General features: G+C 38.7%; 8 protein-coding genes. 1 reads left to right on the top strand and 7 read right to left on the bottom strand.

The genetic code is table 11. The features are described 5' to 3' along the window. Positions 1-42 precede the first annotated feature (42 nt). The 6 genes from FUA48_RS14990 to FUA48_RS14965 form a co-directional block, all read right to left on the bottom strand. On the bottom strand, positions 43-8,985 hold the full coding sequence (locus FUA48_RS14990) for an HYR-like domain-containing protein (protein WP_147584283.1): 8,943 nt from the start codon (positions 8,983-8,985) through the stop codon (positions 43-45). A 146-nt stretch (positions 8,986-9,131) separates the two neighbouring features. Beyond that, positions 9,132-9,692 carry a phage tail protein gene (locus tag FUA48_RS14985; protein WP_147584282.1) on the bottom strand — a complete coding sequence of 187 codons (561 nt, stop codon included), beginning with the start codon at positions 9,690-9,692 and terminating at the stop codon, positions 9,132-9,134. A 136-nt stretch (positions 9,693-9,828) separates the two neighbouring features. Further along, positions 9,829-11,298 carry a hypothetical protein gene (locus tag FUA48_RS14980; protein WP_147584281.1) on the bottom strand — a complete coding sequence of 490 codons (1,470 nt, stop codon included), beginning with the start codon at positions 11,296-11,298 and terminating at the stop codon, positions 9,829-9,831. A gap of 122 nt (positions 11,299-11,420) precedes the next feature. Further along, positions 11,421-12,092, bottom strand: a complete 672-nt coding sequence (locus FUA48_RS14975; RefSeq protein ID WP_147584280.1) for a response regulator transcription factor — start codon at positions 12,090-12,092, stop codon at positions 11,421-11,423. Then, on the bottom strand, positions 12,089-12,856 hold the full coding sequence (locus FUA48_RS14970) for a sensor histidine kinase (RefSeq protein ID WP_147584279.1): 768 nt from the start codon (positions 12,854-12,856) through the stop codon (positions 12,089-12,091). The genes FUA48_RS14975 and FUA48_RS14970 overlap by 4 nt, the downstream gene beginning before the upstream one ends. 627 nt (positions 12,857-13,483) lie before the next feature. Then, complete coding sequence (locus FUA48_RS14965) at positions 13,484-14,095, bottom strand: hypothetical protein (protein WP_147584278.1); 612 nt, start codon at positions 14,093-14,095, stop codon at positions 13,484-13,486. Between the two features lie 239 nt (positions 14,096-14,334). On the opposite strand from FUA48_RS14965, the gene FUA48_RS14960 reads away from it, so the two are divergent. Continuing rightward, positions 14,335-14,916, top strand: a complete 582-nt coding sequence (locus tag FUA48_RS14960; protein ID WP_147584277.1) for a PhnA domain-containing protein — start codon at positions 14,335-14,337, stop codon at positions 14,914-14,916. Between the two features lie 68 nt (positions 14,917-14,984). On the opposite strand, the gene FUA48_RS14955 is transcribed toward FUA48_RS14960, so the two are convergent. Next, positions 14,985-16,628, bottom strand: coding sequence for a T9SS type A sorting domain-containing protein (locus FUA48_RS14955; RefSeq protein WP_147584276.1), 1,644 nt, complete (start codon positions 16,626-16,628; stop codon positions 14,985-14,987). Positions 16,629-16,760 lie beyond the last annotated feature (132 nt).

The following is a 16,760-nucleotide window of genomic DNA, read 5'->3' as shown; positions in this document are numbered from 1 at the left end:
TACGATATAAACCCATGCCCGCAGGCAGGGGGTGGTAGTGGTCTATCGTACAATTACTTTAAATGTTTTACTGTAGTTAGCCGATTTTAACATTACTATATAAACAGCTTCTTCCATTGGAGCATCGATCTCGGTTATCCTTGATGAAGATTTTACTTCTTTTACAAGGGCACCGTTAAGTGTATAGACAGTAATAGTCATATCTTCAAGCTCAGATGCAGGTAAATCAGCATCAATGGTAAGTTTTTGTCCAAAAGCAACAGGGTTAGGGTATAACCTTGCACTGTTAACATGCTGAAGGAAAATTTGTCCAAGACATGTTTGAAGTACCTCACCCTGAGCGGTAGTAACTTTTACCACATATTCCGCATCCGGATCTAACATGTCACCAGAATTGTTACCGGCAGAGTAGTACTGTTCTGTACCTACAAGCTGACCGTTTCTATACCATTCGTATGCTGTAAATTCATAACCGCCATTGTTTTGCGGGTTATTGTTTACCAATAGTACATTATCAAACTTCTGAACTACGATATCAGAGAAATCAAAGCGTCTTTCTACAGTTACGGTATATGTTTCTGTAGAAACTCCATCCTCAGATGTTACTGTTACCGTTGCAGTATAAATACCCGGTTGTGGTGTTTGTATTGTAAATGTATGTCCCGGTTGTACAGTAGCACCTACCTCGGTCACTATTGTAACCTCTACTGAATCTGAATTATCTCCGCAATCAATTAGGTGGTAAATATTACTTTGAGGTGTATCATACGTTACATCGCCAACAACCATAGTGAATATTGATGCATCACTACTTTTAATAACAAGTGGTTGTTCAACTTCCTGAGCAGGCAGGTAGTTTTCGTTACCATCCTGATGAGCAGTGATTGTAATTTCACCGGATGTGAGTAAAGTTACCCATCCTGTTGAAGACACATCAGCAGCAGGATCTGGTGAAGTATAGGTATAAGTATAGTATACTTCAAGTCCTGATGAGGCTGTAGCATCCAGTTGGAAATCTACATCAGTTTCAAGGTTTTTAACCGGTATTGCATCAAATGTGATGGTTTGCGTAGCCCTGTCGATTGTAATAGTAGCCGTTAAAGTAACAGGAGCACAGTTGAAGGCTTCCGGTTGCGGCATAACAACTGCAGTTACTGTATACACCCCAGCGTTTACAGCACCATTATCATTTCCTGTTTCCGGAGATGTGGCATAAGTAACCGTAGCTCCTGCAGGAAGATTGTTTACGTTAATGCTTTGTACAGTTCCGTTATATACAAATTCTGCATCATCAAATGTTACAGCATTAAGAGGAGACTCTTCAACTGTTACAGTTTGTGTTTGAGAGGTAGTGTTTCCATTACCATCATCATATGTCCATGTTATTACATAAGTACCTACTTCTGTATAATCTAACGGATCTGTAGTAGTAGCGTTAAGTACCCCTGCACAGTTGTCGGTTGCTGTTGGCACCGGAATCTCATCACTCATTACACCACAGTAGTTAACTATCTCCGGTAGGTTAGTTACATCGGCTACAGGAGCAGTAAGGTCATCAACCACTACGGTTTGTATTTGTGTAGTTGTATTTCCGTTACCGTCGTTGTACGTCCACGTTATTGTGTATGTACCCTGAGCAGTGTAAGTAAGCGGATCTGTAGTTGTAGCTGTTACAGTACCGGCACAGTTGTCGGTAGCAGTAGGAGCGGTAATCATACCCGCCGGTACATTACACTCTACAGTTACTGTTGGTAATGTAGCAACGTTAGCTACAGGAGCAGTAATATCATCTACTATAACAGTTTGTGTTTGTGTAGAAGAGTTTCCGTTACCGTCGTTGTACGTCCATGTAATAGTATATGTACCCTGAGCAGTGTAAGTAAGCGGATCTGTAGTTGTAGCTGTTACAGTACTGGCACAGTTGTCGGTAGCAGTAGGAGCAGTAATCATACCTGCTGGTACGCTGCATTCTACAGTTATTGTTGGTAATGTAGCAACATCAGCTACCGGAGCAGTAATATCATCTACTATAACAGTTTGTGTTTGTGTAGAAGAGTTTCCGTTACCGTCGTTGTACGTCCATGTAATAGTATATGTACCCTGAGCAGTGTAAGTAAGCGGATCTGTAGTTGTAGCTGTTACAGTACCGGCACAGTTGTCGGTAGCAGTAGGTGCAGTAATCATACCTGCCGGTACGCTGCATTCTACAGTTACTGTTGGTAATGTAGCAACGTTAGCTACAGGGGCAGTAATATCATCTACTATCACAGTTTGTGTTTGTGTAGAAGAGTTTCCGTTACCGTCGTTGTACGTCCATGTAATAGTATATGTACCCTGAGCAGTGTAAGTAAGCGGATCTGTAGTCGTAGCTGTTACAGTTCCTACGCAGTTGTCGGTAGCAGTAGGTGCAGTAATCATACCTGCCGGTACGCTGCATTCTACAGTTACTGTTGGTAATGTAGCAACATCAGCTACAGGAGCAGTAACATCCGGAGTTGTTACTACAGTTACAGAATCGATTAATGTACATCCGTTGTCATCTGTTATAGTAACAGTATATGTTCCGTCAGTAAGACCTACTAAAGAAGCCGTAGTGGCACTGTTAGACCATAAGTACTCATAAGGAGCTGTACCACCTGTTACGGTTACTGTAGCAGTACCATCTGAGCTACCAGGACAGCTAACATTATCTGAGCTGAATGATGCAGTAAGAGCATCCGGCTCGTCAATAGTTATTGTTTGGTCAATTGTACATCCGTTATCGTCAGTAACAGTTAGTGTATATGTACCTGCAGCTAAGGTTGTAGGGTTCGCACCAACTACTCCTGAATCAGACCAGGAGTAGGAGTAAGGTGCTACACCTCCCGAAACTGTTGCAGTAGCCGACCCATTGCTACCACCGTTACAGGTTACATTTGATGTTAATATTGTTAAGTTAAGACTTGTAGGTTCGTCAATAGTTACCGTAGCAATAGCAGAACATCCGTTAGCATCGGTAACAGTTACATTATAAGTTCCGGCTTCAAGCCCTGCTACCGTAGCCGTAGTGGCGCCGTTAGACCATAAGTATTCATAAGAAGCGGTACCTCCGTTTGCTGTTACTGTTGCACTACCTGTAGCTGCACCATTACAAAGAACATTTGTTTGAGATGAAATAGAAGCAGAAAGTACAGTAGGCTCGTTAACCGTTACTGATGCAGTTGTTGTACATCCTTTAGCATCTGTTACAGTTACATCATAAGTACCAGCCGATAATCCGGTCATATCTTCAGTAGTAGCAGTATTACTCCATACAAAGCCATAAGGAGCAGTACCCCCTGTTACAGTTAAATCAATAGTACCGTTGCTACCGCCATTACAGCTAACATTTGTAGCTACACCGCTGGCAGAAAGTACAGTAGGTTCGTTAACCGTTGCCGATGCAGTTGTTGTACAACCGTTAGCGTCTGTTACAGTTACATCATAAGTTCCTGCAGTTAATCCGGTCATATCTTCTGTAGTTGCAGTGTTACTCCATGCAAAAGTATAAGGAGCGGTACCACCTGTTACGGTTAAGTCTATAGTACCATTGCTACCGCCATTACAGCTAACATTTGTAGACACACCGCTTGCAGAAAGAGCAGTTGTTGGCTCAGTAACAGTTGCCGATGCAGTTGTTGTACAACCGTTAGCATCTGTTACGGTCACATCATAAGTTCCTGCAGCTAATCCTGTCATATCTTCAGTAGTAGCAATGTTACTCCATACATAAGTATAAGGAGCAGTACCACCTGTTACGGTTAAATCAATGGTACCGTTGCTACCGCCATTACAGCTAACATTTGTAGACACACCGCTTGCAGAAAGAGCAGCAGCTGGTTGAGTTATAGTTACCGAAGTGTTGGTTGTACATGAGTTAGCATCTGTTATTAAAACAATATATGTACCGGCTGCAAGTCCTGTTGTCGTAGCAGTAGAAGCACTGTTAGACCATAAATAAGTATAAGGAGCAGTACCACCTGTAACAGTTACTGTGGCGCTACCTGTAGTACCACCATTACATGCAATATTAGTTTGTGAACTGATATAAGCAGAAAGTACAGCAGGTTCGTTAACAGTTACTGATGCAGTTGTTGTACAACCGTTAGCATCGGTTACAGTTACATCATAAGTTCCTGCAGTTAATCCGGTCATATCTTCTGTAGTTGCAGTGTTACTCCATGCATAAGTATAAGGAGCAGTACCACCTGTTACGGTTAAGTCTATAGTACCATTGCTACCGCCATTACAGCTAACCGCCGTAGTTACAGCAGAAGCAGTAAGAGCAGTTGTTGGCTCAGTAACCGTTGCTGATGCAGTTGTTGTACAACCGTTAGCATCAGTTACGGTCACATCATAAGTTCCTGCAGTTAATCCGGTCATATCTTCAGTAGTTGCAGAGTTGCTCCATACAAAAGTATAAGGAGCAGTACCACCTGTTACGGTTAAATCAATGGTACCATTGCTACCGCCATTACAGCTAACGTTTGTAGCTATAGTGCTTGCAGAAAGAGCAGCAGCTGGTTGAGTTATAGTTACCGAAGTGTTGGTTGTACATGAGTTAGCATCTGTTATTAAAACAATATATGTACCGGCTGCAAGTCCTGTTGTCGTAGCAGTAGAAGCACTGTTAGACCATAAATAAGTATAAGGAGCAGTACCACCTGTAACAGTTACTGTGGCGCTACCTGTAGTACCACCATTACATGCAATATTAGTTTGTGAACTGATATAAGCAGAAAGTACAGCAGGTTCGTTAACAGTTACTGATGCAGTTGTTGTACAACCGTTAGCATCTGTAACAGTTACATCATAAGTACCAGCCGATAATCCTGTTTGATCTTCAGTAGTAACACTATTAGACCAGGCATAAGTATAAGGAGCAGTACCACCTGTTACGGTTAAATCAATAGTACCGTTGCTACCTCCATTACAGCTAACATCTGTAGCTGTAGCGCTTGCAGAAAGTACAGCAGGTTCGTTAACAGTTACTGATGCAGTTGTTGTACACAGGTTAGCATCTGTAACAGTTACATCATAAGTTCCTGCAGTTAATCCGGTCATATCTTCTGTAGTAGCAGTATTACTCCATGCAAAAGTATAAGGAGCAGTACCACCTGTTACGGTTAAATCAATAGTACCGTTGGTACTGCCATTACAGCTAACCGCCGTAGTTACAGCAGAAGCAGTAAGAACTGCAGGTTCTGTTACCGTATAGGTTTGTGAATCATTACAACCATTAGCATCGGTTACTGTAAGATCATAGCTACCTGCTGAAAGTCCTGATATACTATTAGTACCCTGTCCTGTAGGATTTCCGGGAGACCAAGTATAGGTATATGGACCAACACCACTTGTCATGTTAGTAGTGTCTAATGTTATGGTACCATTATTACCACCGTTGCAGCTAACATTTGTAATATCAACACCACTTTTTACAAGTTCAACTCTCATAGTTTGGGTTGAAGCTCCACAGGTTACACCACCAAGGCCTCCCCAATTCTCATTACCAATGCATGGGCGTATTGTTGCTCCTCCAGAACAAGAACAGCTGAAATTATTAACATTTAACTCTACAGCATCTGCTTCCTGGGCACAGTCTATATCGCAACTGGTTCCTACATTCCATGCATTTCCATCACCAGTTATTGAAAGAGGAGTTCCTGAGCGTAATGCCTGAGCTATTTGGGTTACTGCAACGGGGTCATTACATGTTATACCCCCCGGAAGTGAAGATCCTGATAGCGTTATGCTAACATATGTTGCTCCAGCATCTATACTGGAACGGAAAACTCCCCAATTATCATAATTTGAACTACCCGGACAATATGTTTGATTTTGTGTAAATGTTTCTTCATAAACAATAGAAGGACCAGCGGTTGGTATTTCAAACGGAGCAGGCTCTGTAATTGTTACGCTTGCCGTATTTGAACATAAATTAGCATCGGTTACGGTAACGGTATAAGTACCGGCAGTAAGGTTAGTAATACTATCCACATCACCTCCATTATTCCAGGAATAGGTATACGGAGGCACTCCTCCGGTTACATTAGCTACAGCCATACCGTTAGCACCACCACAGGTAACATTTGTACCTGCTATTGTAACAGTAGGGCCTGTTTGTGATACAATAATATTACTAATTGTAGCATTACATCCGTTTGCATCGGTAATGGTTACGTTATAGTTACCTGCTGCAAGATCTATAAGGTCTTCAGTTGTTGCTGCAGTGTTCCATAGGTAAGTATAAGGAGATGTACCGCCTGTTACAGTAACATCAATAGTACCATTGTCATTTCCGCATAAAGCATCAGTAACCAAGGCACCGGCAAATAATCCCGAAGCCGGTTCTGTTATAGTTACCGAAGCCACTGCATCACATCCGTTAGCATCGGTAATGGTTACATTATAGGTTCCTGCTGCAAGGTTTGCTATAGAAGCCGTGTCAGCACCATTGTCCCATGAATAAGAATATGGGGCAGCACCACCTGTTCCGTTTACCGTAATCGCTCCTTCTGTACCTTCGTAGCATGTATTGTTTGTTTGTGAAGCAACATTGACAGCTAACTCTTCTGATCCGGTGCGAACGGTAACATCATCAATCATCGCAAAATAATAATCTCCGTTAAATGTAAATCGCAATTTACAATCTGACAGATCCAACGCACCGGTTAAGCCTGTTAACGGATAGGATACCTTAGCAGTATTAAATACATCACCTGACGCTATGCCTGGCTGTAATATGCTGATATCGGTCCATGTTGTACCACCGTCATTAGAGTAACCTACTGATAGTTCAGTAATACTGAAATTACGATAGTATAGATATAAATCAACATAAAGTTCTTGGTTGTAATAACCTGTAAGGTCGATGGAAGGAGAAATTAATCTACCGCTATTGGGAGCAGGAGAAATTCCTCCACCAAAATTGCCGGCAACACCATGATTATCCAGGTAATCGGAATCAAAAATAGCTGCACCGTCACTTTGTGAAGGTGATGCTATTGGAGATAAGCCACCCCAGTATGCTCCCTGACTTGTACCTGTAGTAGTACGTGTCCATGACTGTACCGGAGTGTGAGTTCCATCAAGATATACTGGTTTCCATGAACCTGGGATTGAAAAATCGTTTGCAAATTTACCGTTTTGGTCGTCTGTAGTATTAGAAGAACCGCTACCCCAAACAATATCCGATCCGGTTACATTAACGATTGTAAAGTCGACAGATTTGCTACAGCCAAGGTCATCAGTTACTGTACAGGTCCATGTACCTGCGCTTAGGTTAGATATTGATGTAGTGCCATCTCCTGTTGGGTTACCCGGAGTCCAGTCGTATGTATAGTTGCCTGTACCTCCTGTAGCTTCATGTACAGATGCAGTACCTCCTGTATCACATAGAACATTAGTTTTTGAGGCCATGGTTAAGTTTAGGGCCGATGACTCTGTAATTGTTATTGAAGTAGATTCTGAACATCCATTAGTGTCTGTTACCGTACATGTCCATGTACCTGCAGTAAGCCCTGTTACAGAAGCAGATCCATCCCCTGTAGGGTCACCCGGAGTCCAGTCGTATGTATATCCGCCTGTACCACCTGAGGCAGCTACAGATGCAGTACCATTTGCTCCTCCATTACAGCTTACGTTAGTTTGTGAAGAAGGGCTAACTGAAAGCAGAGTAGCCGCTTCTGTAATAGTTACAGTAGCAGTATCATAACAAAAGTTTGAATCATATACAGTTACGGTATGTGTGCCTGGTGTTAGATATGCTGGTGTAGCTGAGGTACTACCATCTGACCAAGAGTAAATATATGGAGGAGTCCCTCCGGTTCCCGAGGCGGTCGCGATACCATCTTCGCTGCCTTTACAGGTAACATTAAAATTTACTACAGCACTGGCAGATACAGCGCTAGGCTGATTTACAGTAACACTCCTTGTTATCTGGCAGCCATTTACATCAGTTATTGTACAGGTATAAGTACCTGCCGTAAGTCCTGAGGCCGTAGCATTTGTTCCTCCCGAAGGGGCCCATGAATAAGTATAAGAAGGTGTACCTCCGCTTACTGATACACTTGCCGTACCGTTGCTACCTCCGTTACAGCTCACATCTGTTTTTGATGTTGTGGCGGTAAGTGCACTTGTAGGTTGTGTAATTGTAGCGTTAGCTGTAGCTGTACAACCATTACCATCTGTAATTGTAACACTATATGTACCAGCAGTAAGAAAAATTATGCTATTAGTGGTAGAAGATGTATTAGTTGTTGTTGAACCATTGCTCCATGCATATGTATAATTAGGGGTTCCTCCGGAAGCTGTTACAGAAAGACTACCATTTGAACCACCATTACAAGCAACATTAGTTTGTGAGTTTATTGATGCGCTTAAAGCACAGGAAGGAGCAGCCTGCCATGTCATGGCATCTAAAGCTACATATGCTATATTACCTGTAGTAGTAATGGTAAATTTATCAATTAATATTGAGGAATTATTTGAACCTCCAAAATTAGCTATGTTAATGAAGGTAAAACCATTTGAAACTCCAAATGAAGTATTAAAACCAGAGCTGCTCGTGGCAGAAAATTGTGTTGAACCACCTAAAGACCCGGTAACTGTTACTGATCCCGAAACAGTTGTTATATTAGCCGCATTATCAGCCAGATATAGCCACATACTTTTTAAATAAAAGGATGTGCCTCCTGCAGCGGATATTGTAAACTCAACAGGAATTCCAGCGTCTGCATTACCGTCATTGTCTATATATATGTTATCTGTACTTACTCCGTTCCAGCCTGTTCCCAAATATCCGGTTTGTATATCAAAAGGACCTTGTGCTTGTGAAGTAATATTAAAAACCTGACCATTATCTGTAAAAGATGTCGAGCCTGCGGTTTCTGTTTCAAAAGTTTCAGTTGTTTGTGCCCGCGTGAGGATACACAAAAACAAGAAAAATAAAAGGTAGAGTTTTTTCATGGGCCTAAAAATTAGTTAGTTATTTTTTTAGTTTTTGCAGCACCTTATTCACGGGGGCAAAACCTACTTTTATAAGAAAGTGTCTAAATCGGTTAAATCAGGCAATTAAAAATTACCTGATTTAATATTTGAAGGGTATTTAAAAATTAACTCCTTGGAGGGAATACTCCGCTTACACAAATAATATAATTAATGGCCTGATAGGGCTGCATGTTATTTAAAGGCATTCCTGAACCTGCAATACCGCAAGTAGCTGTTTTACCATTTAATGGAGTGTTAGGATCTGCGTTAATATAACCGTAAGTAGGTGATGATCCTCTGCCGCTTGGTGTGCCCGGAGCAGCAATTGTAGAGCCAATCACCGGAGTTGATACATTAGCAGCGGCATTATTTACAGCTATCTGCACAGTATGGTTGTGAGGAGGCATATTGCTTGCAGATATTATATTGGTTTCTGTTCCTGCCGCTTGTCCTAAAACATAACTTGCGTGTCCTGGTTTTGCTCCGGCACCAATAGGTGCAGTTCCTCTTAAATCAGGTAATTTAAAATTGTTTATCCCATCACCTCCATAGTATGTTCCTAGTATTGAAAATAAAGCCTGATTTTGAGATATAGGAAGTAAGTCTCCATTACAAAATTTAAAATTTACTGGAGCATAATTTCCTGCAAAAAGATGTATAGAGCCTAATAAAAATATTTGTTCCATAATAATTTGTTTTTGTGGTTAGTAATTGTTTTTCTGTATTGTAAAATTCTATATTAAAGCCTGGTTGTTTGAGGTAGCAATTACCTGTTTTTTAAAACAGGTAATTTTTACATACCTCTTAACTAAAAACTAAGTCTTATTGGTCTTTGTTTATATTACCCTGTATAGACCAGGCAAAGTCAACCTGAGTTTCACCTCTAAAGATTGAAAGGTCGTTCATGCTGATGTACTGATCTGCAGTATAGCCTACGTTACCCGAAACTGTAGCCAGTGCATGGCAGCTCATACAGTTGGTTTGAACTCCGTATTCAAAGCCAAGTTTGTTAGGGTAAGTGCCGTTTTTGTTTTGAAAAGTTGATGGGTCAAATCCTGCTTCCAGATACGGGTTAAAGGCAATAATAGCTTCTACATTTGCATTAGTACCTCCGTTAATAGGCTGGTTAGGCCATACCATAGCATAAGCTGTAGCAACGGCATAGTGTGCGGCAGCACCTTTTATTTGAGAAGGCCTTAAGTTAGCTTCGGCAGTAGAGCTTGGTGCAAAAGGTGTATCGGGCTGGTAGCTCCAAAAGAAGGTTTGCCATGTCCAGTTACTTATTTCTTTAGTGCCTACGTGCATTGCAACTAATAAGATAAGATCACCTTCCTTAAATACCTGAGGGTTGTCTATATCCTCATTCTTGTTAAGAAAATCAGCCGCTTCTTTATCAAGCTTATAGTTTATAAAGTCGCTAACATTACAGGTAGCATTTTTAATTTGCTCTGCCGACGGGTTTTCTGTAGTTACAGGAACCAGTTTTTTATTTGCCGGCTGGCTGTTGGTTACATCTGCATATACATAGGTATTCCAAACAGTCTCTTTAAATGCTTTTGGCGGATTAGGAGTGCCTGGCCATGTTGGTATTCTTATTAATCCGTTTTTATCGGGAACACCTGCAAAATAGGTAGGTTTTAACGTTATGGCATTGCTTGGGAAAGGGTTTATCCTGCCAATACCTGTTAGCGTATCTTTTGGTTTATAGCTGTTAAGTACAGAAAAATTAAAGATTTTATTGTCTATAGCATATTGTGCCGCTCCCGGACTATATGATACAGTTTCAAATAACTGGAAGTTGGTTTGAACTACCTCTTTATTGGCTAAAAGTTGAGCATGGGTAAACTGTCTTGGTACACTAAGTTGTGTTCTAGCTGTTTTTACCTGTTTAATTTCCTGCCCTTTTAGAGCAACTGTACGGCAATGTGCGGCAACTTCTTTTACACCCATCCAGGTTTCAAATACACGAAGTGTATCCCCTTTATAGGTTTCGTTTGTTTTTTGAGTAAGTCCTGCCCAAATACCCCAGGCATGCTTAGTGATATTATCAGTATCACGGTTGTTAAGCCAGTTGTACACGACTGTTGAATCTTCAGGGAAATTAAATCCTGATATTCCAAGGTCTTGCGGGAACTCCTGAGGAACTATTTGTGCAATGTCCCCATTTTCCGGTTTTGTTTCTTTAGTTTCCTTTTTGCAGGATACTGTTGTAATGAGTAGCGAAGAAAACAGCAATAATCCGACCGTAGTCTTTTTATTTGTTTTCTTACCCTTGTTAGATAAAGAATACATAATGTAAAGTATTAATTGGTTAGCTTGTTTTTAACATCGCTAAAGTACTTTACATGTATATTTTATATAAGGAGGGTATTACCTGTTTTAAACGACAGGTATTTTTACGTATTAACTACGGTTTACAAATTAAGGTCGTGTATATTGATTATGTTATGCTGTACTGCATAGATAACCAGGCCAGCAATATTTTTTGCCCCTGTTTTTGCGAAAAGGTTGTTTTTGTGTCCTTCTACTGTTCTTGTAGTAATAAAAAGGGTTTCGCCAATTTCTTTGGCTGTTTTTTGCATACAGATAAGCTTTAGTACATCTATTTCACGCTCAGACAGGTCGTTTTCATCGTTTAAGTCAGGTTTAGGTGATTTAGACGAAATCTGTTCCCGCATACTGTCTATCTGATCGTCCATAAAATAAATACCTGTTTCGTGTACTCTGGTAATTATCTCTTTAAGCAATACAGGAGATATACCTTTAGGTACAAAAGCTGAAGCTCCTGTTTTAAACAGGAAGCCTAAAAAGGAGTTTTGGTAATGCGATGATATTACTATTATCTTTATTTCAGGATGGTTAGCCTTTATATATTGTGTAGTTTCCACTCCATCCATACCTTCCATCTTAAGGTCTAGAAGTAATATATCGGGCAATGTGGTAGTGGTTTTAAGTTTTTCAATTAAATCCAGTCCGCTATTAGCCGTAAATAATACTTTTAAGTTAGGGCATGTACTAAGATAGCTTTCCAGTAACTGTGCTATAAGGTTGTCATCATCGGTTATGGCAATCAGGATATCTTTCATTCAGATTCAATTTTTGAGTGATTTAATACTAAAATGGCAGTAGTCCCCTTGTTTCCTGTTTTTATTTTATGGTGTCCTTTTATAAAGAGCATGCGCAACTCAATGTTTTTTAACCCAATACCTTTCTTAGCTTTTTCTACATCAAACCCTTTTCCGTTATCTTTTATGGTTATGGAGAGCAGGGTAGGGCTCATTCTTAAATGTACAAAAACATTTGTGGCTTCGGCATGCTTGTGTATGTTTATTATAATTTCCTGTATAACCCTTACAATTTGAATTTTCAAATCGTTTGGAATGTTTTTTTCGCTGTAAATACTTTTTCTAAAGGTTAAGGTAAATTGTTTTTTCCACGGAGCAAGTACATTCTCAATTAGTTCATCAAGGGTAATAAATTTAGGCATAGGCGGGGTAAGGTCGTGTGATATCCTTCGGGCTTCTGCTATACTTTCTCCTAAAAGAGAGTCTATTTCTTCAGTGTTTTGTGCTGTTTGGTTTTTAAGCCTTAAAACGGTTAATTTTCCAATAAGGGAGTCATGTAAATCAGCTGCAATTCTGGTTCTTTCCTGTTCCTGTGCAATTATACCGGTTTCCAAAAGCTGCTTTTGGTGCTCTATTTGTGTACGCGATTCTTTAAGCCTCTCTACTACGATACGCCTAAAGTTGATTCTTACCAGTCTTATAAAGGAAAAGGCAAGAAGCGATATAATAAGTAGTACAATTACAATCCAGAGCGCAATTGTTTTTGGATCGAGCCATTTTTCCATATTTCCCTAATTAAAAAAGCATAGAAGATTAGTGTCAGTAAAAAATTTGTGGTCCAGAAATAAAATTTAATAAATGAAGGCACATTAATAAGAAAATTAATGGGAAGAAAAAATATTAAGTGCAATGAAAAGAAAATAATTATTACTGAATTTAGCATTATAACACGGTTATTCTTTTCCTTATGCTCTATTTTTTCCAGTAAATAATTTATAGCCATAAATATAATAAGGAAAGAACTTAGTGTTTTAGAATAGGTTTGAAACTCAGCAGGGGGAATATTCCATAATGAAAATATCTCCCAAATTATATATATACCAAAAATACTGCTTACAATTATTACAGACCTTACTTTTCTTTTAAAAAAACATACCTGATAAAATGTCGTAAAAAAAATCAATTCAAAAAAACTGAATAATACAATAAAAATAAGGTTATTTTTTGTGATTTCTCCTACTATGCGACTTGAAACATCTGTTAAAAAACAAATTAAAAGGTATAGTAGGAGAAATTTATACTCTCTTTTTAAATATTTATAGTGGTAACATCCTATAATTATCCCAAACAGAAGGATAGCAGGACATAAGTACATTATAAATTTAATAAGATCAGATAAATCCATAAAAAGATTATACAGTAGCTAATTCTAACAAATAAAAGGAGCTAGAAGGCATTGCAGTAAATGGAGGCATTGGAGTTACAGTATCATAGTAACTTGCAGTACCAGCCGGGTCGTTAGTCACTAAATCGGCATCAAAGCCGGTTGTTGCTTTTGGACTTGTTTTTAAAGCAAAAAATGTAACATACTCGTGGTTTGGCTTCATATATGTACTAGGCATATTGAAAACCTGAAAAATACCATTTGATACTGCAGCTTTGCTAATTTGATTGTTTGCCCATTGCGAATAGTTCTTGCTCCATGCATTAATTCTATTTAGAGCCTCTGGTTCCGGTATTGAATGCGGGTCTCCCAGTACATGAGTAACCTGACAAATTGTTATGGCATTAAATAAATCTTCATCATTTTGATTAATATCCTGATCTGCCGGAATAAGGAACATGTAAAACTGATTACCATTACATACTCCAGGATAGGCATGAAGATCAGAACTTGTAGATTTAAGACTGTAGGAAAAAGCATTTCCTAAATTAAGGTAATTAACAACTTCAGCACTGTTGTTTCTGATGTTTTCCCATTCTTTCAGGCAGGAAATAACATCTGATAAGCTTCGAAATGTCATAGTGTGGGTGGTTTTTTTGTTAGACTCAAAAATAACTTTTTGTTACAGGAAAAACAAATTATATGTTAAAGAGTTTGTTTTCTTTATCAACAATTGCGAGAAAAACTGAATTTGAACTGCTGATAGTTTTAGTTTTTTGATTATGAAATGGTTAGTGTTGGTTTTAATTATTTATTAATGATTATAACGATTACTTTATCAGCAATTTTTATTTTTGCAGCCTAACCAATATGTTAAAAATGAAAGCAGAAGATATAGTAAAGCAACGAAGCGGAAATAAATGTGAGTTGAGTGGGGATACAGATAACCTCAATATTTATGAAGTTCCTTCTATCAATAAGAGTGGAGCAGATACAGCTATACTGATTAACGAAAAATACCTTAATCAAATTGAAAAAAAGGAGGAATTAAACAGTAAACTGTGGGAGAATGTACTGCCAACTTCTATGTGGAGTGAAGTACCCGCTGTACAGGTTGTATCGTGGAGAATGCTTAACCGATTTAGAAATGAGAGTTGGGCGGCAGATGCTTTAGATATGATTTATCTTGAAGAAGATAATTTAGAGTGGGCTAAAGAAACAGGAGATCATTTAAGCGATGTTAATGCTTCTTTACATAAAGACAGTAATGGGAATATACTTCAAAACGGAGATACCGTTACATTAATTAAAGATCTGGATGTTAAAGGTTCTTCACTTAATGCAAAAATAGGTACTGCAGTAAGAAACATAAGGCTTGTACATGATAACCCGGAACAGATTGAAGGTAAAATAGAAGGGCAAATGATAGTGATACTTACAAAGTATGTAAAAAAGCAATAGGTAAGAGTATTTTAATAATAACAAAAGGGAGCTAATTAGCTCCCTTTTTGTTATAACAGTAAATTATACTAATTTTTTATAAGCTTATATGTAAGCGATTGATTGTCAATGGTTATTTTTAATATGTATATACCAGTTTGAAGCTCTTTAATGTCAAGCTGATTTGCTGTGTTAAGCTGCTTAACCTTAACTCCGTTTATAGAGTAAATAGTTACCTCAGTAATTTCCTTTCCTGTAAGATTATTAATGTTTAATACGTCGTTAGTAGGGTTAGGGTATATTGTAATACTTTTGTTGAAATCATTTTCGTTTATTCCCAGTCCCTGAGCCTCGGCATCCAGATAATCGGGGATGTTATTTCCGTTAAGGTCATCATCTGTAGGGTCACCATTTTGGTTGTAATCTTCATCAATTGTAAGTATTCCGTCGCCATCATCATCATTATCCAGATAATCAGGAATACCGTCTTCATCAGTATCATCATCAGCAGGGTAGTTATTTCCGTTGTATTCTTCATTTATAGTAAGTATACCGTCACCGTCATCATCATTATCCAGGTAATTAGGGATTCCGTCTCCATCGGTATCATACATATCGTTAACGTCCCTTCCAAATACATATTCTTCAGAGGTAAGAATCAAATCACCATCATCATCATTGTCAATAAAATCTGGCAACCCGTCACCATCGGTATCGTCATTAGCAAGATTGCCATCCTGATTTAAGTCTTCATCAGCTGTTGGTACATTATCATTATCAAAAGCAAGTCCGCAATCTACCATGCTTAAAGAGACAGGAATAATTATATCATTGTATCGGGCATAAATAGTTGTTAACTCAAACGGAACAGCGTTTGTATATCCTGTACCTGATAAGGCATTAGATTCCGCTTCTGCATCTTCATAGGTTGAGTATAAAACAGCAGAACTATTTATATCATTTAAGATCACATTAAAATCAAAAGTTTCTATACCATCTGCATCAGTATCACATTTAATATATTTATAAGTATTGTCAGGATTTGCCTGTGGCTTAAATCGCCATCCTTCACCAGCTCCTTCTGTTACTGTCCATGCTCCGGTATTTCTTAAGGGTGGTGCATAGCCTTCTGTACCTGTATCATTTATAACACCTACTACAGCATAACCGCCTTGCCATTCAGTGCATAAATCTTTTTTAATTATCTGTACATCTATAAAGTTTACAGTTTCATATAGAATGACCTGAAAAGAAGAAAAAGCAGTTGTATTACATGATGCACTAAAATGAGGTTGATTATTGTATAAAAGTACAAATTGCCTGTAAGGAGCATTACCGGTTACAGACCATGTTATGGTACCTACACCAGAGCTGTTATCCATATCATGATAGCACCCTAAAATTGAATTTTTAACAGGGAATCCTGTATTGGGTATAGACATATTAAAAGACCAAGGGCTGTTCTCATTGGCCAGTTCTGTCCTAAAATCAATATAACCATTAGTGCTTACAAGAAACTGGTTGTATTCCTGTTCAAAAAAGGTAAAATTAAAAGGAATAGTAAGCACATCAGAATACTTGTCATCTATTGTAAATTCAATAGGCTGACTGGTACTATACTGCTGGAATGGTATAGCTTCTACCGTGTAAGTGTCCTGAGCGTGGTTTTTGTTTGATAAAAAAACTGTAAATAGTACAGTTAAAGCACTAAGCTTAAAATAATTTTTTTTCATAGTAAGTGTGGTTTTTTTTACTAAAATAAGAAAAAAAATGTTAATGTGTTTTTTTGTTGAATATAATTGTGTTACTGACGACTTTAGAGAGAACCACTTTTGTTATTATTTTATTGCTGCTAAGGAGAAATG

It is taken from the genome of Flavobacterium alkalisoli, assembly GCF_008000935.1.
GTDB lineage: Bacteria > Bacteroidota > Bacteroidia > Flavobacteriales > Flavobacteriaceae > Flavobacterium > Flavobacterium alkalisoli.
The sequence above is the reverse complement of the archived record's forward strand: the minus strand, read 5'-3'. Positions and strand labels throughout refer to the sequence as shown.